The sequence below is a fragment of the Sphingomonas cavernae genome (assembly GCF_003590775.1).
Lineage (GTDB): Bacteria > Pseudomonadota > Alphaproteobacteria > Sphingomonadales > Sphingomonadaceae > Sphingobium_A > Sphingobium_A cavernae.
The window spans coordinates 676,244-697,496 of sequence record NZ_QYUM01000004.1; the positions used below are offsets into that span (position 1 = coordinate 676,244).

Below are 21,253 nucleotides of genomic sequence, written 5' to 3' on the forward strand. Positions count from 1 at the left end.
GGCCAACGGAAACCTTGATCTGAGTTGAGCGACCACACAGCTATTTGCGAGTCGTTCGCGCGGAACATCCGGCTCTCCGCTTCGCTTCTGAACATTGAAGCCAAGATCAGGAGGACATGATGCCCACCGGAGAGTTCACCGACGCCATCGCACTTTTGAAGGCGGATCACCGCAAGGTGGAGGGCTTGTTCGAACAGTTCGAAAAGGCAAGCGGCGCGGACCGAAAGCAAGCGCTTGTGCGGCAGATATGCACCGAACTGAAGATCCACACCATGATCGAGGAAGAGATTCTCTACCCGGTTTTCCGCGGCAAGATTTCCGACGACACGCTGGACGAAGCCTATGTCGAGCACGACGGCGCCAAGGTTCTGATCAACGACCTCGAGGCATCCGCCCCGACGGATGATTTTTATGACGCGAAGGTGTCGGTGCTGTCGGAAGAGATCAAACATCACGTTCACGAAGAGGAGATGCCATCGGACGGAATGTTCGCCCAATGCCGCAGAACCGGAGTCGACCTCGTGGCGTTGCGTGACCAGATGATGGCGCGAAAGCAGCAACTTCAGGCCCAGGCCGAAAATGGCGGCCTTCCTGCTGCGCAGCCGATCGCAATGAAGCTGGTTCCGGCATAGATGACGGGCGAGCCAATACCGCAACCATTGGCCTTCTGGATTGTTGCTTTACCAGAACAACCAGAGCCTGGTCATGAACGACGGACAAGGCGAAGACACGCCATGGTGGGTGCTCAGGCGCGGTGACGGTCCGGTCGTCGCGACGGCCATCCATGACGGTCACGGCCTGCGCAACGAGACGCGGTACGCGATGCTATTGCCGGAAGCCGATCGGCTGCGGGAAGAGGATCCCTTTACCGGTCGGTCGATATCGGACGTGCCCGTCCACGTCATTGCCGGTCGCTCGCGCTTCGAAGTCGATCTCAACCGCGCGAGGCATGAGGCTGTCTATCGCACGACCGAACAGTCCTGGGGGCTGAAGATCTGGGCTGAGGAACCCGACGAGGCACTGGTGCGGCGCTCGCTTGCGATCCACGACCGCTTCTATGCCATGATGCGGCAACTGCTCGGCGAACTCGAAGCCGATTTCGGGCGGTTCGTGCTTCTCGACGTCCACAGCTATAATCATCGTCGCACCGGGCCTGACGGCGATCCCGCGCCGCAGGCGGAGACGCCCGAAATCAATATCGGGACATTCTCGATGCCGCGTGCGCGATGGGCATGGCTGCTCGATCCGCTCATTGACGCGATGCGCGCTTTTGATTTCGGCGGGCGCACTTTAGACGTGCGCGAGAACATCGCATTTCAGGGCAAGGGCGAGCTTGCCCGCTTCGTGCATGGCAATTTTCCGGAGTCGGGCTGCGCCATCGCGCTCGAGTTCAAGAAATTTTACATGGACGAGTGGACGGGCAAGCCCGATCCCCAGGCGCTCGGCCATATGCGTGCGTTCATCAACCACGTCGCCGCGACCTGCAGGGAACTTCTTGATGGCCGCTAGTGCGTTGCCCCTGCGCATGACGAGCGATATCAGCAAGAATACTGATGCTGACGCATTTCGCGTGCCCCTTGCGAACGGTGGCACGGCGCACATTGATCGGCCCCTGCCCTTTCTCATGCTCTGCCGTGTGAATGGTCGCGATCCGAACAGCCTTGCAGGACTCGTGGCGAGCCTCAGTCCGGCCTATGTGTTGTGGAGCGGCGAAAGCGATGCCGAAGCGCTTGCCATCATTGCCGCAATTAGCGCGAGGCAGCGCAAGCGAGACGCCCCGCTGCTGCTTGTGTCGCTTTACGACCTGCCGCGCGATCCCGTGCTTGATGAAGCAGCACCGAGGCTCGAACGCTTCACCTGTCGGCTGAGCGCGTCGGAAGATCCGGCGGCGCAGGCGGCCTCGGAATGCCTGACGGAAGCGCTCACGGCAATTACGGCGGATCTTCGCACATGTGCGGTCGAGCATGTGTCAAAAGCGTGGTTCGAGCCGGGCGTCGAACCGATGGTGGACAATGCTTCCCACATCTCTCACCTCTCGCTTGGACTTCCCCAAAACTATCGCGTGCCCGGCAAGACCGCAGTCTACCCGCAGCTCCTCCATGACTTGTCGGTCAGCGTGTTCGACGCGCTATTGCAGGCATTCCGGATATTCATCGCGCGCTCGGGCAAGGATGCGCCCAAATCCCATCGTTCGCTTGGCCGAAGCACATTCGTCACCGCGGCGCGTTCGATCGATCGCAAATTGCTGCGCGTTGCCACCTCCTACGATTTTCTTCTCGGCATCTCGCCCGTGAACACTGTCGAGGCCTTCGAGCAATTCAAGGCTTCCCGCTTCGAAGCCAGTCCGGTCTTCCGCTATCGACCCCTTCCCGTCGACCCGGACCTTGCCAAGCGCGCGCTCTATGCGATCGACCTGAGGCGCGCCGAGGATCCCGTGCTCGAAACCTTGTTCGCCGAGAAACGGCACGAACTCGATCAACAGCTTACCATGCTCCACCACCGGAACACGCCGACCTTTCGCTATGCTTCGCTGATGCTTTACGGGCCAGTCGAACCCGAATTGCTCGCGGCGGCGCAGGAAATCCTCGACCGCCCCGTCACGGATCGGGACGAGAAGCCCGAAATGGTGGACGCGGCGACGATCCGCGAAACTGCCAGGTCGCTCATACGCCGCTACCGAGAGTCCGACCCTCGCTTCATCGCGCGGACGAGCATACGCGACGATCTGGCGCCCGGCCTCATGGTCACCGGCCGAAATCTGCTGATCTCGAGCGCCACGAGAATGCGCCGGGCGAGACTGGATGCGCTCCTGCAGCACGAAGTGAGCGTGCATTTGCTGACCTGCGTCAACGGCGACGCACAGGGACTGAAGATCTTCCGAACGGGCCTCGCCGGCTACGAAGGCATCCAGGAGGGATTGGGAGTGTTCGCCGAAGCGGTATCCAACGGCCTGACGCGCGCCCGGCTCAGATTGCTCGCGGCCCGGGTTGTCGTGGTGCATGCGATGCTGGGAGGGGCAGGCTTCGTTGATTGCTTCCGATTACTGGCCGAAGAAAACGGTATCAAACAGGCGCCTGCGTTCAACATTGTGGCACGTGTCTTTCGCTCCGGCGGGCTCACCAAGGACGCGATCTATCTGCGCGGATTCAAGGAGGTACTGGGTCTGCTCGCCTCGGGGCAGAATCTGGCGCCCTTCTGGGTCGGCAAGATCGCCGCGCGCCACATTCCCGTCGTTGAGGAACTGGCGTTGCGCGGTGTCCTGAAAAGTCCGCGCACAATTCCTGAATTCCTTTCGCGCGACGGCGCGACGGAACGCATCGACCAATTGCGAAATCTTTCCTCGGTTGCCCACCTGATATGAATGGAAACGCACCCATGCTCATCGCCTTCTTCGTCAACGACATGGACCGCGAACATGCAGGCTTCACGACGACTGTGCTGGCGCACGAGGCCACCCGGCGCGGTCACCGTGTCTGCTATGTGACGCCTGGAGACTTCATGCTCAATCCGCAGGATGAGCTGCATGTCCATGCGCGCTTTGCGCCACAGAAAAAGGCGCGCACGGCGGCGGAGTTCTTCAAGAACATGCAGGCGGTCGATCATGACGCGGTCACGATCGACGTGCGCGAGATCGACGTGTTGATGCTCCGCAGCGACCCCTCGCTCGACGCGCAGGCCAGGCCCTGGTCCGAAGATGTGGGCATCATATTCGGCCGGGCTGCGGCTGAGCGCGGCGTGCTGGTGTTGAATGACCCCGACAGCCTGTCGCTTGCGATCAACAAGCTCTACTTCCAGTCATTCCCCGAAGCTGTCCGCGCAGACACGCTGATCACCAAATTCGCAAGCGACGTGAAGGCGTTTGCCAAGGATCACGGCGGCAAGATCATTCTGAAGCCGCTTCAGGGTTCGGGCGGCCAGAGCGTGTTCCTTGTCGGATCGGAAAATGCCTCGAACATGAACCAGATGATCGAGGCGATCACGCGCGACGGCTATATCATCGCCCAGGCCTATGTGCCGGCCGCGGCCAAAGGCGATATCCGGCTCTTCCTGATGAACGGCCGCCCGCTGCAGATCGGCAAGAAGTTCGCGGCGCTCCGGCGCGTCAGCTCCAAGGACGATATTCGCAGCAACATTCATGCGGGCGGCAAGGCGGAAGCGGTCGATATTACCGACAAGGAATTGCGGGTCGCCGAACTCATTCGACCCAAGCTCATGGCCGACGGCATGTTCCTTGTCGGCATCGACATTGTGGGCGACAAGATTCTCGAGGTGAATGTCTTCAGCCCCGGCAACCTGCAAAGCTGCAGCAAGCTTGCGGGAGTCAATTTCGCGACGCCGATCATCGCTGCCATCGAACGCAAGATCGAAATCGCGGCCGAATTCGCGGGTGCCTTCGACAACCGCGCACTGGCGGTGATGTAGCGCCCGCCGATCGCTCTCTTCCCACAAGCGACGGCGACGGGCAGTTACGGCGCCGGAACAGATCCGACGAGTCAGGCGTTTCACTCTCCTGGACAGGAGGATCGCATGGCCGATCTCAAGCCTGCTCGCGGAATGCAGGTCTTAACCGCCGATGGTGAACTCATCGGCACCGTCGAAAACGGGTCGCCCGAAGGGCTGGTCATCAAGAGATTGGGCTCTGCCGAGGGCGAGCTTCAGACCATACCCCATGACTGGGTGGATTCCGTCGACCGACAGGTTCGACTAAACCGGACGGGTGGCGAAGCCGCCGCTGGCTTGAAAGCAAAGGCCTTCGAGCGCGAGGCTCATCCCGGCCGCGGCAAGCAAGATGGCCGGACGGGATTCAGAATCGGCCCCGCGATTTGGCTGATCCTGGTCCTGGTGGTCATCGCGATCGCCCTGCTGATCCTGATGCGATAGTCCGGCACCATTCCCAATATCGTCGCCCTGTGGCACCCATTGCATCATGACATCCAGCACGGCACCCGTCCGCCCAACGCTCTACGGCGCACCCGGCTGGGGGTCGACGCTCGTCGAGGCGATGCTCTCGGTCGCCGAAGTCCAGTATGACTTCGTCGATGTCGAGGGGTTTGACGAACCCGGCCCGATGCGCGACCGGATATTGGCGCTCAACCCGCTGGCACAGATTCCCGTGCTTGTGCTGGAGGATGGCGCGGTCATGACCGAAAGCGCTGCGATCACGCTCTGGCTGTCGGAGCGCTTTCCCGAGGCCGGCCTCGCGCCCCCGCCGGGATCGCCCGACCGCGCGCGGTTCCTGCGCTATCTCGTCTGGCTGGTCGCCAATGTCTACGCGACATTCACCTATGCCGACTATCCCGAGCGCTGGGCTCCCGGCGATGCCGATACGCTGCGCGACAGCGTGATCGACTATCGCAAGCGGCTGTGGCGATTTTTCGAAGGCGAGGCGCAGGCGCCCTGGGTGCTCGGCGAGACGATGAGCGCGCTCGACATCTATGTCGCGGTCATGGTCCGCTGGCGGCCCTGCAGGCCGTGGTTCGAACAGAACGCGCCGGGACTGATTGCGATCGCCGACCGCGCCGCCGCGCACCCGGCTGTTGCATCAGTGATCGCACGCAACTTTCCGGACTAGCCGCAAGCCGTCGCCATCAGCCATTCGCGGAACTGCAGCATCGCGGGGCTTGGCGCCCGCGTCTTGAGTCGCGTCAGCCAATAGCTGCCCGTTACCACCTCGACCGCAAGCGGACGGACGAGACTGGCTTCACCCATCTGGCGCGCGAACATGTCGGCGGGGAGCAGCGCCACCCCTGCCCCCGCCTCGGCCGCAAGCGCCATGGCGAGCGAGGAATCGAACACCGGTCCACGGATCGCCGGCGCGGATGCGCCTGCTGCGGCGAACCACAGCGACCACTCGTCGGCGCGATAGGAGCGCAGGAGCGTCTCGCGCGCCAGATCTGCGGGGGATGCGATCCGTGCGGCAATCGCGGGACTGCACAGCGGCGCGAACGGCGCGTCGAACAACTTGTCGGCATCGGTGCCGTGCCACGCGCCGTCACCGAAGCGGATCGCGAAGTCGAGCCCCTCACCCGCAAGGTCGACACGATTATTGTTGGTGAGCAGACGCAGATCGATCCCGGGATTGGCGCTGCGGAACGCCGCCAGCCGCGGCATCAGCCAGCCCACCGCAAAGGTGCCCACCACCCCCAGCGTCACCACTTCCTGGAAACGGCCGTCGGCAAAACGCTCCAGCATCTCGCCGATGCGCCCGAAGGACTCGGCGACCGCGGGCAACAATGCCGCGCCCTCGTCGGTCAGCGCCAGACCGCGCGGCAGGCGACGGAACAGCGCCGCGCCGAGCAGTTCCTCGAGCCGCTTCACCTGATGGCTGACCGCCGCCTGCGTCACGCACAATTCGAGCCCCGCGCGCGTGAAGCTCAAATGTCGCGCCGAAGCCTCGAAGGCGCGCAGGGCGTTGAGCGGCAATTGCGGTCTCTCCATGATAAAACCCAAATTCAGCTAATGGCTCGACCGACATATCATCGTTTGTCCGCAACACACTATGCCGACATGATCGCGCTAGAAAGGGAGACGAAACCATGATTGAAAGACGGCAGGCAATGCTGACCCTTGGCAGCGCACTGATCGTGACCACGTTGGCCGGAGTTCCTGGACTGTCGGCAAAGTCCCGAAATAGCGTAAATTTATTTGATGACCCGTTCGCACGCAGGATCGCGGCGCTCGAAGCCGCAAATGGCGGTCGGCTGGGTGTCGCGGTGCTGGACACGAGTTCGGGCGCGCGCTTCTCGCATCGCGGCGATGAACGGTTCCCAATGTGCAGCACCTTTAAATTTCTATTGGCGGCAGCGACGCTCGCACGCGTCGATCGCGGCCAGGAGAAGTTCGATCGCCGGATCAGATACGCCGCCGACCAGATCGTGACGCACTCGCCCGTCACCAGCGAGCATGTCGGCGCGCCCGGCCTGACGGTGGGCGAGCTCTGCGCGGCGACGATGACGACCAGCGACAATACCGCCGCGAACCTGTTGCTCACCGCGCTCGGCGGGCCAACTGCCTTCAACGCCTTCGCGCGAAACCTGGGCGATCGCTACACCCGGATCGACCGTATCGAACCCTGGCTCAACGAAGCGATGCCGGGCGATCTGCGCGACACGACGACCCCGGCCGCGATGCTCGGCAACCTCCGCCGCCTGCTGACCCGCTCCACGCTGACACCGGGCTCGCGCGATATTCTCATCGGCTGGCTTGTGGCCAATCAGACCGGCGGCACGCGCCTGCGCGCGGGCGTGCCAGCCGACTGGCGCGTGGGCGACAAGACGGGCGCCGGCGAGCGCGGCACCGTCAACGACATCGGCATCCTCTGGCCCGCAGGCCGCGCGCCGATCCTGGTCGCGAGCTATCTGACCGCCAGCCCCCTCCCCTTCGAGACCAACAGCGCCGTCCACGCCGACGTCGCCCGCGCGATTGCGCAAGCGGTCAGCGCGGCAGGCTGACCCGTTAAAGCGGCAATTCGGTGGTCGCCTTGATCTCGGACAACGCGACCACCGAGTTCACCTCCTGCACCCCGGGCACGCGCGACAGTTTCTCGAAGAAGAAGCGCTCATAGGCATTGATGTCCTCGGCCACGATGCGCAGCAGGAAGTCGACCGGCCCCATCAGCACGAAACATTCGAGCACCTCGGGAAAGCCGCGGATTGCCGTCGAAAATTCGTCGAGATGCGTGCGGCCGTGCGCGGAGAGCTTCACCTGCGCGAAGATCTGCGCGTTAAGCCCGATCTTCTTGCGGTCGAGCAGCGCGACTTCCGCGCGGATATAGCCCGCCTCGCGCAGCCGCTGGATGCGCCGCCAACAGGGCGACTGCGACAGGCCGACGCGCTCGGCGATCTCCGCGGTCGACAGCGTTGCGTCGCGCTGCAACAGCGCCAGGATCTTGCGATCGAAGGCGTCGAGAACGTCCTGCATCATTTATTCTCCCACAGCGCCTATGGAGCATATATAATCCCCATATGCTCGATTTTGCGCGAAATGAGAAAAATATTCCGTCGCGTGTCGTGATAATCCTCCTTTCCACAAAGGAGCATGATGATGACGTTACCGCATACGATCGGCGACACACCCCCCGAAGAGATCCATCTGATCGAGGATGGCAGAGGTGGGTTCCTCGGCGTCATCGTGCTCCATTCGACCGTTCTCGGTCCTGCGGCGGGCGGCTGCCGGTTATGGCACTATCCCGACCGAGAGGCGCTGACGATCGACGCGATCCGGCTTGCACGCGGGATGAGCTACAAGAACGCGATGGCCGGCCTGCCCTTTGGCGGCGGCAAGGCTGTGCTCCAGTGTCCCGAAGGCGATTTCGACCGCGGCGCGCTGTTGGAGCGCTTCGCCGAGGCTGTCGAGCGGCTTGGCGGTGCTTATGTCACGGCTGAGGACGTGGGGACAGCGGTCGGCGATATGGAACGCGTCCGCACGCGCACCGCGCATGTCGCGGGGCTGCGCGCCGCAGAGGGCATGGCCGGCGGCGATCCCTCGCCCTGGACCGCGCTCGGCGTCCTCGAGGCGATGCGCGTCGCGGTCCACGCCCGGCTCGGCAAGGACCTCGCCGATGTCGCGGTCGCGGTGCAGGGCGCGGGCAATGTCGGCGGGCATCTTTGCCGCCTGCTCGCCGCCGAGGGCGCGCGGCTGATCGTGGCCGATGCCGACGAGCGCCGGGCCCAAGCGCTCGCCGCTGAAACGGGCGCACGCGTCTTTCCAGCGGCCTCGATCGCCGAGGCCGACGCCGAGGTGTTCGCACCCTGCGCACTCGGCGCGGTTCTCGATCGGCACAGCATCCCGCGCCTGCGCGCGGCGGTAGTTGCGGGGGCTGCCAACAATCAGCTCGCGACCGCGGAAGACGGCGCGCTGCTCCACGCGCGCGACATTCTCTACGCGCCCGACTATGTCGCCAACGCCGGCGGGATCATCAACGTCGCCGCCGAATATCTCGGCGAGACCGCCGGTGAGGTCGAGGGGCGCGTGCGCGCGATCGGGCCCCGGATGCGCGCGCTCTTCGAACGCGCCATGCGCGAGGGGCTTCCCACCAACATCGTCGCCGACCGGATGGCGCGGCAGATCATGGCGAATGCGGCGGGCGCGAAACACGCACACCTCGTCCGGGCGGCGTGAAATGAGCCCCGCCTCGCGCGCGCATTTCGCGATCCGCGCTGCCGCCGATCCGCAGACGGTGCCGCGGCTGCTCAACTATTTCGCTCAGCTCGGGCTGGTTCCCGCCGCGATCGCGATGCAGGCGAACGAGGACGGGCTCGCGGTGGAGATCACGCAGCACCATCTGCCGCTGGCCAATGCGCACATCATCGCGGAAAAGATGCGCGCGTCCTGCCTTGTCGAAACGGTCTCGCTCGCCTTTTCGGCCTGACCCGGTAGAGCCTGATCGTTTGAGGTGGAAGCGCTACGCGCTTCCGCCGAAAGCGTGAATCAGGCTTTATTCAAATGGTTGAGACCTTGATCGTTTCAGGCTGATCCAGCCTGAAACGATCAAGGTCTAGCGCCGCGATCCGAAGGCACACACCATCCGAAACGCTACCCAATATTGCCTTTCATCGGATTGCCAGCCATGACCGCCCCATGACCGAGATCGTTGCCGTGGACATCGGGGGCACCCACGCCCGTTTTGCGCTCGCCGAGGTTGCGGAAGGCCGCGTCGTTCATATGGACGAGCCCGCCACGCTCAAGACCGCCGAGCATGCCAGCCTGCAGCTTGCCTGGGAGCATTTCGCCGCGGGGCGGGGCCGGACGCTTCCCGACAAGGCGGGTATCGCGGTCGCGAGCCCGGTGGGTGGTGAGGTGATCAAGCTCACCAACAACCCGTGGATCATCCGGCCCTCGCTGATCGGCGAGCGGCTTGGCGTCGAAAGCTACGTTATCGTCAACGATTTCGGCGCGATCGGCCATGCCGTCGCACAGATGGGAGCGGAGCATTTCCGCCATCTGAGCGGTCCCGAAGTCGCGCTTCCTGACAACGGTATCATATCAATTGTGGGCCCGGGCACGGGTCTGGGTGTCGCGCATCTCCTTCGCCGCGGGGATCGCTATTTCGTGAACGAGACCGAAGGCGGCCACATCGATTTCGCGCCTCTCGACCGCATCGAAGATGCGATCCTCGAGCGGCTGCGCAAGCGCTATCGCCGCGTCTCCATCGAGCGCATCGTTTCGGGACCGGGACTGGTCAACATCTACGAGGCCCTCGCCGATATCGAGGGCCGCGCGGTCCATGTGCAGGACGACAAGGCGCTCTGGACGATGGCGCTTGAGGGAAGCGACAGCCTCGCGAGCGCCGCGCTCGACCGCTTCTGCCAGTCTCTGGGTGCGGCCGCCGGGGACATCGCGCTCGCGCAAGGTGCGCAGGGCGTCGTGATCGCCGGCGGGCTCGGCCTGCGCATCGCCGACACCATCCACCGCTCGGGCTTCGCCGAACGCTTCCGCGCCAAAGGCCGTTTCGAAGCGATGATGGCCGCGATTCCCGTCAAACAGATCACGCATCCGCAGCCGGGCCTCTACGGCGCGGCGGCCGCCTGGGCGGAAAAATATCGGGGTTAAAGAGAGACGTCACCCTGAACTTGGTTCAGGGTCCATGAACGCAGGCCACCGAGATTATTCTCAAGGGTCGGCGTTCATGGATGCTGAACCAAGTTCAGCATGACGGATGGAAAGGCCCGGGAAAGCCCTACTCCATCTCGAGGATCACCGCGTCCACCGCGAGGCTGTCGCCCGCCTTGGCGCTGACGCTCTTGACCACGCCCGCCTTTTCGGCGCGCAGGATGTTCTCCATCTTCATGGCCTCGACCACCGCGAGCGGCTGGCCAGCCTCCACCTTGTCGCCCGCGCCCACGTTGAGTGAGACAAGCAGGCCGGGCATCGGGCAAAGCAGGAACCTGGAAAGGTCGGGCGGAATCTTCTCGATCATATGCGCGGCATGCCGCGCGATGCGTGCGGGAAGCACGCGGATATCGTGACTCTTGCCGTGCGTCGTCAGGCGGAAACCCGAACGGATGCCCGAAATCCGTACCGCGAGCGGCTGCCCGTCGACCTCGGCCTCGATGATCCGGTCGCCGGGCGTGTAGCTCAGGTCGAGATCGAGCAGTTCGCCATCGACGCGCACCTCGTCATAATCGATCGCGACGTCCATCAGCGCGTCGCCGACCTTGGCCTGCCACAGCGACGGCGGCTGGAGCCGGTCGCCGAGCTGGCCCGAAATGCGCCGTGCGCGATCCGCATGTGCGGTCGCGACGAAGGCCGCGATCGCCGCAAGGCTGCGCTGAAGCTTCGCGTCCGCGGGAGCGCCGGTAAAACCGTCGGGATACTCCTCGGCAATGAAGCCCGTGGTGATGTTGCCCGAGCGGAAGCGCTCATGCTGCATCAGCGCCGAGACGAAATCGATATTGTGCCCCGGCCCCTCGATCTCGAAACGGTCGAGCGCGTCGATCTGCTTGTCGATCGCCTCGAGGCGCGTGGGCGCCCAGGTGATGAGCTTGGCGATCATCGGATCGTAGAACATCGAGACCTCGCCGCCCTCCTGAACGCCGTCGTCGACGCGCACGCCGTCGCCGGTTTCGGGGGGATTGTAGCGCACGAGGCGACCGGTCGAGGGCAGGAAGCCGCGATAGGGATCTTCGGCGTAGACGCGGTTCTCGATCGACCAGCCGTTGATCTTCACGTCTTCTTGGCCGAACGCCAGCTTCTCGCCATTGGCGACGCGGATCATCTGCTCGACGAGGTCGAGGCCCGTGATCTCCTCGGTGACGGGATGCTCCACCTGAAGCCGGGTGTTCATCTCAAGGAAGTAGAAGCCGTCGCCGGTCTTGTCCGCGCCCGAGACGATCAGCTCGACCGTCCCCGCGCTGAAATAGCCGACCGCGCGCGCGAGCGCGACGCACTGCTCGCCCATTTTCTTGCGCATTTCAGGGGACACGAAGGGCGACGGCGCTTCCTCGACCACCTTCTGGTGGCGGCGCTGGATCGAGCATTCGCGCTCGTTCAGGTAGACGATGTTGCCGTGCTGATCGCCGAGCACCTGGATCTCGATATGCCGCGGGCTTTCGATGAACTTCTCGATGAAGACGCGATCGTCACCGAAGCTCGCAAGCCCCTCGCGCTTGGTCGCCTCGAAGCCCTCGCGGACATCCTTCTCGCTGTACGCAAGGCGCATGCCCTTGCCGCCGCCGCCGGCAGAAGCTTTCATCATCACGGGATAGCCGATCTCGTTGGAGATCTTCACCGCATGCTCGGTGTCGTCGATCACGCCGACAAAGCCGGGAACGACGTTGACGCCAGCTTCCAGGGCGAGCTTCTTGGACTCGATCTTGTCGCCCATCGCCGCGATCGCATTGGCGGGCGGGCCGACGAAGATGATGCCTGCTTCGTCCAGCGCCTTGCGAAAGCTCTCGCGCTCCGAAAGAAAACCATAGCCGGGATGCACCGCATCCGCGCCCGTCGCTTTGCACGCCTCAATGATCTTGTCGGCAATCAGATAGGACTGGGCCGCGGGCGGCGGGCCGATATGCACGGCCTCGTCGGCCATCAGCACATGCGGCGCGCGCGCGTCGGCGTCCGAATAGACCGCCACGGTCTTGATGCCCATCTTGCGCGCCGTGCGGATGACGCGACACGCAATTTCGCCGCGATTGGCGATCAGGATTTTCGTTATCATTCCAGTCCCTTCAAAACCACCCAATCGTCACCCCGGACTTGATCCGGGGTCCATGAACACCGTCCCGTCAAAACCTGCACCGCCCGCGTTCATGGATCCCGGATCAAGTCCGGGATGACGGTGTTGTCACCTATTCCGCCGCTTCCAGATGCCCGTGCGGCTGCGCCTGCATTGCACTCATGCCCAGCTTCGCGAGCAGCGCGGCGTCCTTGTCGTCGCCCGCATTGGCCGCGGTCAGCAGCTTGTCGCCCGTGAAGATGCTGTTCGCGCCCGCCATGAAGCACAAAGCCTGGCACGCCTCGCTCATGCTCTCGCGCCCCGCCGACAGGCGCACCATCGAATGCGGCATCGCGATGCGCGCCACAGCCACGGTGCGAACGAACTCGATCTCATCGATTTTGGCGAGCGGCGTATCCGCCAGCATGTCGCCCAGCACCGTGCCCTTCACGGGCACCAGCGCATTGATCGGTACGCTCTCAGGGTGCGGCATCGTGGCGAGCGCATGGATGAAGCCGATGCGGTCGCTGCGCGTCTCGCCCATGCCGACAATCCCGCCGCAGCACACGTTGATCCCCGCCGAACGCACATTCTCCAGCGTCTCGATCCGGTCCTCGAAGGTCCGCGTCGTGATGACGTTCGCGTAGTTCTCGGGGGAAGTGTCGATATTGTGGTTGTAGTAATCGAGCCCGGCCTCGGCGAGCTGCCTGGCCTGCCCCTCGGTCAGCATGCCGAGCGTCATGCATGTTTCCATGCCCATCTGGCGCACGCCCTTCACCATCTCGACCAGCTTGGGCATGTCGCGATCCTTGGGATTGCGCCACGCCGCGCCCATGCAGAACCGGCCCGATCCATGATCCTTGGCCTGCGCAGCGGCTTGCAGCACGGCCTGCACGTCCATCAGCTTGGTCGCCTTCAAGCCGCTCTCGGCCTCGGTCGACTGGCTGCAATAGCCGCAATCCTCGGGGCAACCGCCCGTCTTGATCGAGAGCAGCGTCGAGAGCTGCACCTCGTTGCGCGGAAAATTGGCGCGGTGGATCGACTGCGCCTCGAACAGCAGGTCGTTAAACGGCAGGTCAAAGAGACCCGCGATTTGCTCGCGGGTCCAGTCGGTACGCACGGTCATTCAGTTCCATTCCAGACTTGAAGCGAAAGGGATATTTGATGCGGCTTGAGCGGCGGGCCGTAAATGTAGAGCAGCCGCACGGGCTGCTTCTTCACCGTCCAGCTCCAGCTATAATAGCCATTGGCGGACGTGCGCGCGGGCCGCGTCCTTGCCTTTGACTCGCGCTCAATCAGTCTTTCGATCAGTTGCGCGACATATTCGCGATCGACCGCCCCCGGGGCCACGGCATCGAAATTGCACTGAGGAACAGCGGGTTCGGCCTTGCCCGGCGTCGCGAAGGAATAGTTCACATACACGCTGTCGGTGCGCCACAATTGCCGCTTCTTGGGGTCGGCGGTGGCGACGCGCACATAGGGATCGGGCGAGTTTTTCAGCGCCGACCGGAAACCGTCGGCATCGGGAAAGCCGGGCAGGCACACCGCCCCGAACTTTTCGATCGCCTGCTGGGGTTCGACTTTCTCGAGCGAAATCGCCTGATAGGGCGAAGCTTCGTCAGCGGTTGCCGCCGAAGCCGTCGCGGTCAACGAGGCGAGGGCGACAAGTGTAATGGCGTGAGCGTTCATTCCGCAGCCTCCTCCAGCCCCTCGGGGGGCATGTTGTGGCCGAGCAGGCGCAGCACGTCCGCTGCACTGTCGACCACGTTGGAGCCAGGACCATAAATCCCCGCGACGCCCGCCGCACGCAGAAAGTCATAATCCTGTGCGGGGATCACGCCGCCCGCCACAACCTTGATGTCGCTGCGGCCCGCATCCCTGAGCAGCTTGATGAGTTCGGGGATCAGCGTCTTGTGCCCTGCGGCGAGGCTCGATGCGCCGACCACGTCGACGTCCTTGTCGAGCGCCAGCGCCAACGCCTCCTGCGGCGTCTGGAAGAGCGGACCGCTGACGACCTCGAAACCCATGTCGGAATAGGCCGACGCGATCACATTGGCGCCGCGGTCATGCCCGTCCTGCCCCATCTTGGCGACGAGCATGCGCGGCTTGCGCCCCTTGCGGCGCGTAACCGCCTCGACGCCGTCGACGACACGCGCCCAGCGATCGTCACCGCCATAGGCGCCACCGTAGACGCCCTTCACCGGCGTCGGGACGGTGCCATAGCGCCCGAACACATCCTCCATCGCCGCCGAAATCTCGCCGAGCGTCGCGCGCTGCCGGGCGGCCTCGACCGCGAGTGCAAGGAGATTGGTCTCCACACCCCGTTCGGGCTGAGCTTGTCGAAGCCCTGCCCCTACTGCTTCCCCAGATGAAGAAAAGGACGGCCCTTCGACAGGCTCAGGGCGAACGGAAGGGGTGGGAGCCCCGGCGCCAAGTCGCGCCCCTTCGCGCAATGCATCGAGCGCGGCCTGGCACTTCGCGTCGTCACGGCTCGCCTTCATCTTGTTGATGCGCGCGATCTGCGATTCACGAACCGCGACGTTGTCGACGTCGAGGATGTCGATCGGCTCTTCTTCCTTGAGCCGGTATTTGTTGACCCCGACGATCACATCCTCAGCGCGGTCGACGCGTGCCTGACGGGCGGCTGCGGCTTCCTCGATCATCGCCTTGGGCCAGCCCTTCGCCACGGCTTTCGCCATGCCGCCCTCGGCCTCGACGCGCTCGATGATCTCCCACGCCTTGTCGTAGAGCTCCTGCGTCAGCGCCTCGACATAATAGCTGCCGCCCAGCGGATCGACGACATTGCACATGCCCGTCTCTTCCTGGATGACAATTTGGGTGTTCCGCGCGATCCGCGCCGAGAAGTCGGTGGGCAGCGCGATCGCCTCATCGAGCGCGTTGGTGTGGAGCGACTGCGTTCCCCCCAGCATCGCCGCCATCGCCTCGATCGTCGTGCGCATCACGTTGTTGTACGGGTCTTGCTCGGTCAGCGACACGCCCGAGGTCTGGCAGTGCGTCCTGAGCATCTTGGAGCGCTCGTCCTTGGCTCCCAGCTCGGTCATCACGCGGTGCCACAGCTTGCGCGCGGCGCGGAGCTTCGCCACCTCCATGAAGAAGTTCATGCCGATCGCGAAGAAGAAGCTGAGGCGCCCCGCGAACTTGTCGAGGTCGAGCCCGCTCGCCATCGCGGCGCGCGCATATTCCTTGCCGTCGGCGATCGTGAAGGCGAGCTCCTGAAGCTGCGTCGCCCCCGCTTCCTGCATGTGATAGCCGGAAATCGAAATGCTGTTGAACTTCGGCATGTGCGCCGACGTGTAGCCGATGATATCCGAGATGATCCGCATGCTCGGCTCGGGCGGGTAGATATAGGTGTTGCGGACCATGAACTCCTTCAGGATGTCGTTCTGGATCGTGCCGTCCAGCTTCTCCTGCGGAACCCCCTGCTCCTCGCCAGCGACGATGAAGAAGGCGAGGATCGGGATCACAGCGCCGTTCATCGTCATCGAAACCGACATTTCACCCAAGGGAATGCCGTCGAACAGGATCTTCATGTCCTCGACGCTGTCGATCGCGACGCCCGCCTTGCCGACATCGCCCGTCACGCGCGGGTGATCGCTGTCATAGCCGCGGTGCGTGGCAAGGTCGAAGGCGACCGAAAGCCCCTTCTGCCCCGCAGCCAGATTGCGGCGGTAAAAGGCGTTCGATTCCTCGGCGGTCGAAAAGCCTGCATATTGCCGGATCGTCCAGGGGCGCCCCGCATACATCGACGCGCGCACGCCGCGTGTGAAGGGACCGAAGCCAGGCAAACCGGTCTCGATGCCGTCCACGTCCTCCGCCGTGTAGAGCGGCTTCACCGTGATGCCCTCGGGCGTGTGCCAGTTCAGGTCCTTGCCCTTGACCTCCTTGGTGGCAAGGGCTTCCCAATTCTGGAGCGTCGGCTTGTCAGTCATCGTCAGCGTCCCTTGAATTCCGCCTTGCGCTTCTGGAGGAAGGCAGCCGTTCCCTCGGCCGCATCCTCGCTGTCGCCCGCCTTGTTCTGCCGCGCCGCTTCAGCAGCCATGGCGGCGGCGTAATCCTGTTCTAACGCATCGGCGATGCCCTTGCGCATCAGCCCCAGCGCAAAGGTCGGCCCCGCCGCCAGCCGCGCCGCCAGCAACCGCGCCTCTTCCATCAGCACCGCATCCTCGATCGCCTTGTAGATCAGCCCCCAGCTCTCGGCCTTCTCCGCCGGGATCCGCTCGCCGAGCATCATCATCTCCATGGCGCGCGCCTTGCCCACCAGCCGCGACAGCATCCAGGTCGCACCGCCATCAGGGACCAGCCCGATATTGACGAAGGCCTGCAGGAAATAGGCCGACTTGCCCGCGAGCACGAAATCGCCCGCCAGCGCCAGCGAGCAGCCGATCCCCGCTGCCGGCCCGTTGACCGCGGTTACGATCGGGATCGGCGCCTGCGAAAGCGCAACCATCGTCGGGTTGTAGCTGGCGGTAAGCGCTGCCTTGGCGCGTGCGCCGCCCGTGATCGGCGACTCTCCGTCACGCCCCTGAAGATCTGCGCCCGAGCAGAAGGCGCGCCCCTCGCCCGTGATCAGCAGCGCGCGGATGCCTTTTTCCTGAGCACCGTCGAGCACATCGCGGATCTCGTCGAACATCTGCGGCGGCGCGGCATTGAGCCGATCGGGCCGGTTGAGCGTGATCGTCGCAACGCCGTCGGCGATGTCGAGGCGGATCGTTTCGTAGGTCAAAAGCGCGTCCTTCCCAATTACCCTCTCCCTTGATGGGAGAGGGTTGCGAAGACTTGGCAGCTTGCTGCCTAGTCGTAGCTGGGTGAGGGTGACGCCGGGCATCAGCGCCCACGCCAACCATCACCCTCATCCAACTTCGCCTAACCGGCTTTGCCGGCAAGGCTTCGTATCCTTCTCCCATCAAGGGAGAAGGTCGGGGTCAATGCCCGCCGTCCTTCGGCGTCTCCATCAACTCGACCAGCACCCCGCCCATATCCTTGGGATGGACGAAGATCACCGGCGTGCCATGCGCGCCGATGCGCGGCTCACCGAGCACCTTGGCGCCCTTGGCCTCCATCTCGGCCTTGGCGGCATGGATATCGTGTACTTCGAAGCAGACATGGTGCTGCCCGCCCAGCGGGTTCTTCTCGAGGAACTTCAGGATGGGCGAATTCTCGCCCAGCGGCTCGATCAGCTCGATCTGGCTGTTGGGCGTATCGACGAAGCACACGCGCACCCCCTGCGGCGGCAGGTCAAAGGGCTCGTGGATCTTGGTCGCGCCCATCAGGTCGCGGTAGAGCGCGATCGACTTCTCGATCGAGGGCGTCGCAACGCCGACATGGTTGAGGCGGCCGATGGTCATACTAGTCCTCCGAGTACCCCGGCGAAGGCCGGGGTCCAGTCCTGAGCGAACGGCTCTGGACCCCGGCCTTCGCCGGGGTACTCCGTGTTAGAGCGGAATATTGTCATGCTTCTTCCAGGGATTCTCGAGCTGCTTGTTGCGCAGTTTCCGCAGCCCTAGCGCGATCCGCTTGCGCGTCGAGTGCGGCGCGATCACCTCGTCGATGAAGCCCTTCGAGGCCGCGACGAACGGGTTGGCGAAGCGCTCTTCATATTCTTTCGTCCGCGCCGCGATCTCTTCCGGCGTCTTGCCGCGGAAGATGATCTCGACCGCGCCCTTGGCGCCCATCACCGCGATCTCGGCGGTAGGCCACGCGTAGTTGAGGTCGCCGCGCAGATGCTTGGAGGCCATCACGTCATAGGCCCCGCCATAGGCCTTGCGCGTGATTACGGTGATCTTGGGCACGGTCGCCTCGGCATAGGCGAAGAGCAGCTTGGCGCCATGCTTGATGATGCCGTTCAGTTCCTGCTGCGTCCCCGGCAGGAAGCCCGGCACGTCGACAAAGGTAATGATCGGAATGTCGAACGCGTCGCAGAAGCGCACGAAGCGCCCCGCCTTTTTGGACGAGTTGATGTCGAGGCAGCCTGCGAGCACCATCGGCTGGTTGGCGACGATGCCGACGGTGCGCCCCTCGATCCGCCCGAACCCGATGATGATATTGCCGGCATGCGCGGGCTGGAGCTCAAAGAAATCGCCCTCGTCGACGGTCTTCCGAATGAGCTCGTGCATGTCATAGGGCTGGTTGGCATTTGCCGGGATCAGCGTGTCGAGGCTTTCCTCGAACCTGTCATAGGGGTCGGCGGTCGGGCGCTCGGGCACGTCCTCGCGGTTGGAGAGCGGCAGATAGTCGATGAAGGTCCGCGCAGCCCACAACGCCTCGATGTCATTCTCGAACGCCACGTCGGCGACGCCCGACTTCGTCGTATGCGTCACCGCCCCGCCGAGTTCCTCTTGTGTGACCACCTCGTTGGTGACGGTCTTCACCACGTCGGGGCCGGTGACGAACATGTAGGACGAGTCCTTCACCATGAAGATGAAGTCGGTCATTGCGGGGCTGTAGACCGCGCCGCCCGCGCACGGCCCCATGATAAGGCTCAATTGCGGCACGACGCCCGAAGCAAGCACATTGCGCTGGAACACCTCGGCATAGCCGCCAAGCGATGCAACGCCCTCCTGGATGCGCGCGCCGCCCGAGTCATTCAATCCGATCACGGGCGCGCCGACCTTCAGCGCGGTGTCCATGATCTTGCAGATCTTCTGCGCGTGGCGCTCGGAGAGCGAGCCGCCGAACACCGTGAAGTCCTGGCTGAACACATAGACGAGGCGACCGTTGATCGTCCCCGAACCCGTCACCACGCCGTCGCCGGGGATCACCTGCTCGGGCATGCCGAAATCGACGCAGTTATGCTCGACATACATGTCGAGCTCCTCGAAACTGCCCTCGTCGAGCAGCACGTCGATCCGCTCGCGCGCGGTGAGCTTGCCCTTGGCGTGCTGCGCATCGATCCGCTTCTGCCCGCCACCGAGCCGCGCCGCAGAGCGCTTTGCTTCGAGCTGTTCGACAATTGCCTGCATGAGTTCCTCGATCCTTGACGAACCCGCCCTTTTTCAGGCTTTGGCTCGCGACGCAAATGTGAATTTGCGAAGTTGCGAATGGGCAATTTGCAAAGTAGGTTCCTTGAACCCCTTCGTGTCGAGCGAAGTCGAGACACGCTGGCACGATTCCCCAACGTCCCTCGACTTCGCTCGGGACTAACGGAGGCTGTAAGTGAAGCGCAGACTCTTCGCCGGCGAACGCCTCCGCGCACTCCGCCAACGCGCCGGACTCGGCCAGTCCGCGATGGCTGCGCGGCTCGGCATTTCGGTCAGTTATCTCAGCCAGCTCGAGAATGACGACCGGCCCATGACCTCGGCGGTGCTCGCAGCGCTTGGCCGCCACTATCCACTCGATCTCGACGCATTCGAATCCGACGAACCCGCCCGCCGCTTCGCGGCCTTGCGCACCGCGCTCGATGAGCCGCTCTTTGCCGAGATGCCGCTGGCGCCCGACCTGCTCGAAAAGCTGGTCGAGCAGCAGCCGCATTTCGCCGACCGCTTCATTGCGCTCCACGCCGCCTATCGCCATGCCGAGGAACGCCTCCAGATGGTCGAAGAAACGATGTCGAGCGGCGTCTCCGACGGCAGCCGCTTGCCCTGGGAGGAAATTCGCGACTGGTTCCACGAGGCGGGCAATTATGTCGATCTGCTCGACCGCCGCGCCGAAGCGCTTGCCGCCGATATCGGCCCCGGTGAGCCCGCGCTGATCGGCCGGCTGCGGACGGCGCATGGCGTGGGGCTGGATACCGGCGGCGACGCCATGGATGCGCCACTCCATGCGCTGGATCGCACGACGCGACGGCTGCGCCTCTCCCCTGCGCTGCCCCCCGAGAGCCGCCGCTTCTTTCTTGCCCACCAGCTCGTCGCGCTCGACATGGAGGACGAAATCCGCGCGATCGCGGACAATGCCGCACTCGGCACTGCCGAGGCGCGCCGACTCCTCGCGGTCGGTCTCGCCAACTATGCCGCCGGCGCGCTGCTCATGCCCTATGAACGCTTCCGCAACACCGCGCGCACGCTGCGCCACGATATCGACCGGCTGTGCCAGCGTTTCTCGGTCAGCTTCGAACAGGCATGCCACCGCCTCTCGACGCTCCAGCGCCCCGGCGCGCGCGGCATCCCCTTCTTCTTCTGCCGCGTCGACATGGCGGGCAACATCACCAAGCGCCATTCCGCCACGCGCCTCCAGTTCGCGCGCTTCGGCGGCGCCTGCCCCTTGTGGATCGTGCACGAGGCCGTCGCGATCCCCGACCGCATCCTCGTCCAGCTCGCCGAGACCCCCGATGGCGTCCGCTATGTCCAGATGGCCAAGGGGCTGGTGAAGCCCTCGGGCAGCTACGCCCGCACCCCGCGCCGTTACGCGGTGGCCTTGGGCTGCGAGGTCGAGCACGCCCGCGACTTCATTTACGCCGATGGTCTTGACCTGGCGGGCGCCGCCACCCCCATCGGCATCTCCTGCCGGCTCTGCCCGCGCCCCGACTGCGACCAGCGCGCCTTCCCCCCCGCCGACCGCGCGATCCGCATCGATCCTGACCGGCGCGACGTGGTTCCGTACCGGGTGGCGTGAAGCGACAATGTCGGGAGTGGCACGATG

The 21,253-nt window shown here is 64.2% G+C and carries 20 protein-coding genes; 11 read left to right on the forward strand and 9 right to left on the reverse strand.

Annotation, left to right across the window (positions count from 1 at the left end; all coding sequences use genetic code 11):
* Positions 1 to 119: 119 nt before the first annotated feature.
* The 6 genes from D3876_RS18525 (at position 120) to D3876_RS18550 (ending at position 5,572) form a co-directional block, all read left to right on the forward strand.
* Positions 120 to 632 carry a hemerythrin domain-containing protein gene (locus D3876_RS18525; protein WP_119765701.1) on the forward strand — a complete coding sequence of 171 codons (513 nt, stop codon included), beginning with the start codon at positions 120 to 122 and terminating at the stop codon, positions 630 to 632.
* Between the two features lie 73 nt (positions 633 to 705).
* Positions 706 to 1,509: an N-formylglutamate amidohydrolase gene (locus D3876_RS18530; protein WP_119765703.1), complete on the forward strand. Its 804-nt coding sequence runs from the start codon at positions 706 to 708 to the stop codon at positions 1,507 to 1,509.
* Entirely contained in the window at positions 1,499 to 3,361 is a 1,863-nt protein-coding gene (locus tag D3876_RS18535; RefSeq protein ID WP_182912067.1) for a flavohemoglobin expression-modulating QEGLA motif protein, read from the forward strand. Before D3876_RS18530 ends, D3876_RS18535 begins: the two co-directional genes overlap by 11 nt.
* Before the next feature lie 14 nt (positions 3,362 to 3,375).
* Positions 3,376 to 4,422 (forward strand): glutathione synthetase, encoded by a 1,047-nt coding sequence (locus tag D3876_RS18540; protein WP_119765705.1) that lies wholly within the window; start codon positions 3,376 to 3,378, stop codon positions 4,420 to 4,422.
* Positions 4,423 to 4,527: 105 nt separating this feature from the next.
* Complete coding sequence (locus tag D3876_RS18545; protein ID WP_119765019.1) at positions 4,528 to 4,881, forward strand: DUF2171 domain-containing protein; 354 nt, start codon at positions 4,528 to 4,530, stop codon at positions 4,879 to 4,881.
* A gap of 46 nt (positions 4,882 to 4,927) precedes the next feature.
* On the forward strand, positions 4,928 to 5,572 hold the full coding sequence (locus D3876_RS18550; protein WP_119765021.1) for a glutathione S-transferase family protein: 645 nt from the start codon (positions 4,928 to 4,930) through the stop codon (positions 5,570 to 5,572).
* Here D3876_RS18550 and D3876_RS18555 read toward each other — a convergent pair.
* Positions 5,569 to 6,438: a LysR family transcriptional regulator gene (locus D3876_RS18555; protein WP_119765023.1), complete on the reverse strand. Its 870-nt coding sequence runs from the start codon at positions 6,436 to 6,438 to the stop codon at positions 5,569 to 5,571. The genes D3876_RS18550 and D3876_RS18555 overlap by 4 nt on opposite strands.
* Before the next feature lie 98 nt (positions 6,439 to 6,536).
* Between D3876_RS18555 and bla the strand changes: the two genes are divergently transcribed.
* Positions 6,537 to 7,451: a class A beta-lactamase gene (bla, locus tag D3876_RS18560; protein ID WP_119765025.1), complete on the forward strand. Its 915-nt coding sequence runs from the start codon at positions 6,537 to 6,539 to the stop codon at positions 7,449 to 7,451.
* 4 nt (positions 7,452 to 7,455) lie between these two features.
* Here bla and D3876_RS18565 read toward each other — a convergent pair whose 3' ends face one another.
* Complete coding sequence (locus tag D3876_RS18565) at positions 7,456 to 7,920, reverse strand: Lrp/AsnC family transcriptional regulator (protein WP_119765707.1); 465 nt, start codon at positions 7,918 to 7,920, stop codon at positions 7,456 to 7,458.
* A 123-nt stretch (positions 7,921 to 8,043) separates the two neighbouring features.
* Between D3876_RS18565 and D3876_RS18570 the strand changes: the two genes are divergently transcribed.
* From D3876_RS18570 to glk, 3 genes are all read left to right on the forward strand, one after another.
* Positions 8,044 to 9,120 carry a Leu/Phe/Val dehydrogenase gene (locus D3876_RS18570; protein ID WP_338014348.1) on the forward strand — a complete coding sequence of 359 codons (1,077 nt, stop codon included), beginning with the start codon at positions 8,044 to 8,046 and terminating at the stop codon, positions 9,118 to 9,120.
* Position 9,121: 1 nt separating this feature from the next.
* Positions 9,122 to 9,370, forward strand: coding sequence for a hypothetical protein (locus tag D3876_RS18575; RefSeq protein ID WP_119765027.1), 249 nt, complete (start codon positions 9,122 to 9,124; stop codon positions 9,368 to 9,370).
* Positions 9,371 to 9,579: 209 nt separating this feature from the next.
* Entirely contained in the window at positions 9,580 to 10,551 is a 972-nt protein-coding gene (gene glk / locus D3876_RS18580) for a glucokinase (RefSeq protein ID WP_119765029.1), read from the forward strand.
* 127 nt (positions 10,552 to 10,678) lie between these two features.
* On the opposite strand, the gene D3876_RS18585 is transcribed toward glk, so the two are convergent.
* The 7 genes from D3876_RS18585 to D3876_RS18615 form a co-directional block, all read right to left on the reverse strand.
* Positions 10,679 to 12,661: an acetyl-CoA carboxylase biotin carboxylase subunit gene (locus D3876_RS18585; RefSeq protein WP_119765032.1), complete on the reverse strand. Its 1,983-nt coding sequence runs from the start codon at positions 12,659 to 12,661 to the stop codon at positions 10,679 to 10,681.
* 130 nt (positions 12,662 to 12,791) lie between these two features.
* On the reverse strand, positions 12,792 to 13,784 hold the full coding sequence (gene bioB / locus D3876_RS18590; protein ID WP_119765034.1) for a biotin synthase BioB: 993 nt from the start codon (positions 13,782 to 13,784) through the stop codon (positions 12,792 to 12,794).
* Positions 13,781 to 14,347 carry a hypothetical protein gene (locus D3876_RS18595; protein WP_147417690.1) on the reverse strand — a complete coding sequence of 189 codons (567 nt, stop codon included), beginning with the start codon at positions 14,345 to 14,347 and terminating at the stop codon, positions 13,781 to 13,783. The genes bioB and D3876_RS18595 overlap by 4 nt, the downstream gene beginning before the upstream one ends.
* Positions 14,344 to 16,608 carry a methylmalonyl-CoA mutase gene (scpA, locus tag D3876_RS18600; protein ID WP_119765038.1) on the reverse strand — a complete coding sequence of 755 codons (2,265 nt, stop codon included), beginning with the start codon at positions 16,606 to 16,608 and terminating at the stop codon, positions 14,344 to 14,346. The genes D3876_RS18595 and scpA overlap by 4 nt, the downstream gene beginning before the upstream one ends.
* A 2-nt stretch (positions 16,609 to 16,610) precedes the next feature.
* Positions 16,611 to 17,402, reverse strand: a complete 792-nt coding sequence (locus tag D3876_RS18605) for an enoyl-CoA hydratase-related protein (protein ID WP_238475445.1) — start codon at positions 17,400 to 17,402, stop codon at positions 16,611 to 16,613.
* 199 nt (positions 17,403 to 17,601) lie between these two features.
* The gene (mce, locus tag D3876_RS18610; RefSeq protein WP_119765040.1) at positions 17,602 to 18,024 is read right to left on the reverse strand and encodes a methylmalonyl-CoA epimerase; all 423 of its coding nucleotides are present in this window, start codon (positions 18,022 to 18,024) and stop codon (positions 17,602 to 17,604) included.
* 87 nt (positions 18,025 to 18,111) lie between these two features.
* A complete protein-coding gene (locus D3876_RS18615) occupies positions 18,112 to 19,638 on the reverse strand; it encodes an acyl-CoA carboxylase subunit beta (RefSeq protein ID WP_119765042.1) in 1,527 nt (508 codons plus the stop codon).
* Between the two features lie 193 nt (positions 19,639 to 19,831).
* On the opposite strand from D3876_RS18615, the gene D3876_RS18620 reads away from it, so the two are divergent.
* Positions 19,832 to 21,226: a helix-turn-helix domain-containing protein gene (locus D3876_RS18620; protein ID WP_238475446.1), complete on the forward strand. Its 1,395-nt coding sequence runs from the start codon at positions 19,832 to 19,834 to the stop codon at positions 21,224 to 21,226.
* Positions 21,227 to 21,253 lie beyond the last annotated feature (27 nt).

What these genes read in the sequence shown, in the direction of transcription:
- mce (WP_119765040.1), bottom strand. Translation starts at nt 18,024, where the DNA reads ATGACCATCGGCCGCCTCAACCATGTCGGCGTTGCGACGCCCTCGATC.
- D3876_RS18615 (WP_119765042.1), bottom strand. Translation starts at nt 19,638, where the DNA reads ATGCAGGCAATTGTCGAACAGCTCGAAGCAAAGCGCTCTGCGGCGCGG.
- D3876_RS18540 (WP_119765705.1), top strand. Translation starts at nt 3,376, where the DNA reads ATGCTCATCGCCTTCTTCGTCAACGACATGGACCGCGAACATGCAGGC.
- D3876_RS18550 (WP_119765021.1), top strand. Translation starts at nt 4,928, where the DNA reads ATGACATCCAGCACGGCACCCGTCCGCCCAACGCTCTACGGCGCACCC.
- D3876_RS18575 (WP_119765027.1), top strand. Translation starts at nt 9,122, where the DNA reads ATGAGCCCCGCCTCGCGCGCGCATTTCGCGATCCGCGCTGCCGCCGAT.
- D3876_RS18530 (WP_119765703.1), top strand. Translation starts at nt 706, where the DNA reads ATGAACGACGGACAAGGCGAAGACACGCCATGGTGGGTGCTCAGGCGC.
- D3876_RS18525 (WP_119765701.1), top strand. Translation starts at nt 120, where the DNA reads ATGCCCACCGGAGAGTTCACCGACGCCATCGCACTTTTGAAGGCGGAT.
- bioB (WP_119765034.1), bottom strand. Translation starts at nt 13,784, where the DNA reads ATGACCGTGCGTACCGACTGGACCCGCGAGCAAATCGCGGGTCTCTTT.
- glk (WP_119765029.1), top strand. Translation starts at nt 9,580, where the DNA reads ATGACCGAGATCGTTGCCGTGGACATCGGGGGCACCCACGCCCGTTTT.
- scpA (WP_119765038.1), bottom strand. Translation starts at nt 16,608, where the DNA reads ATGACTGACAAGCCGACGCTCCAGAATTGGGAAGCCCTTGCCACCAAG.
- D3876_RS18585 (WP_119765032.1), bottom strand. Translation starts at nt 12,661, where the DNA reads ATGATAACGAAAATCCTGATCGCCAATCGCGGCGAAATTGCGTGTCGC.
- D3876_RS18555 (WP_119765023.1), bottom strand. Translation starts at nt 6,438, where the DNA reads ATGGAGAGACCGCAATTGCCGCTCAACGCCCTGCGCGCCTTCGAGGCT.
- D3876_RS18545 (WP_119765019.1), top strand. Translation starts at nt 4,528, where the DNA reads ATGGCCGATCTCAAGCCTGCTCGCGGAATGCAGGTCTTAACCGCCGAT.
- D3876_RS18570 (WP_338014348.1), top strand. Translation starts at nt 8,044, where the DNA reads ATGACGTTACCGCATACGATCGGCGACACACCCCCCGAAGAGATCCAT.
- D3876_RS18535 (WP_182912067.1), top strand. Translation starts at nt 1,499, where the DNA reads ATGGCCGCTAGTGCGTTGCCCCTGCGCATGACGAGCGATATCAGCAAG.
- D3876_RS18595 (WP_147417690.1), bottom strand. Translation starts at nt 14,347, where the DNA reads ATGAACGCTCACGCCATTACACTTGTCGCCCTCGCCTCGTTGACCGCG.
- bla (WP_119765025.1), top strand. Translation starts at nt 6,537, where the DNA reads ATGATTGAAAGACGGCAGGCAATGCTGACCCTTGGCAGCGCACTGATC.
- D3876_RS18565 (WP_119765707.1), bottom strand. Translation starts at nt 7,920, where the DNA reads ATGCAGGACGTTCTCGACGCCTTCGATCGCAAGATCCTGGCGCTGTTG.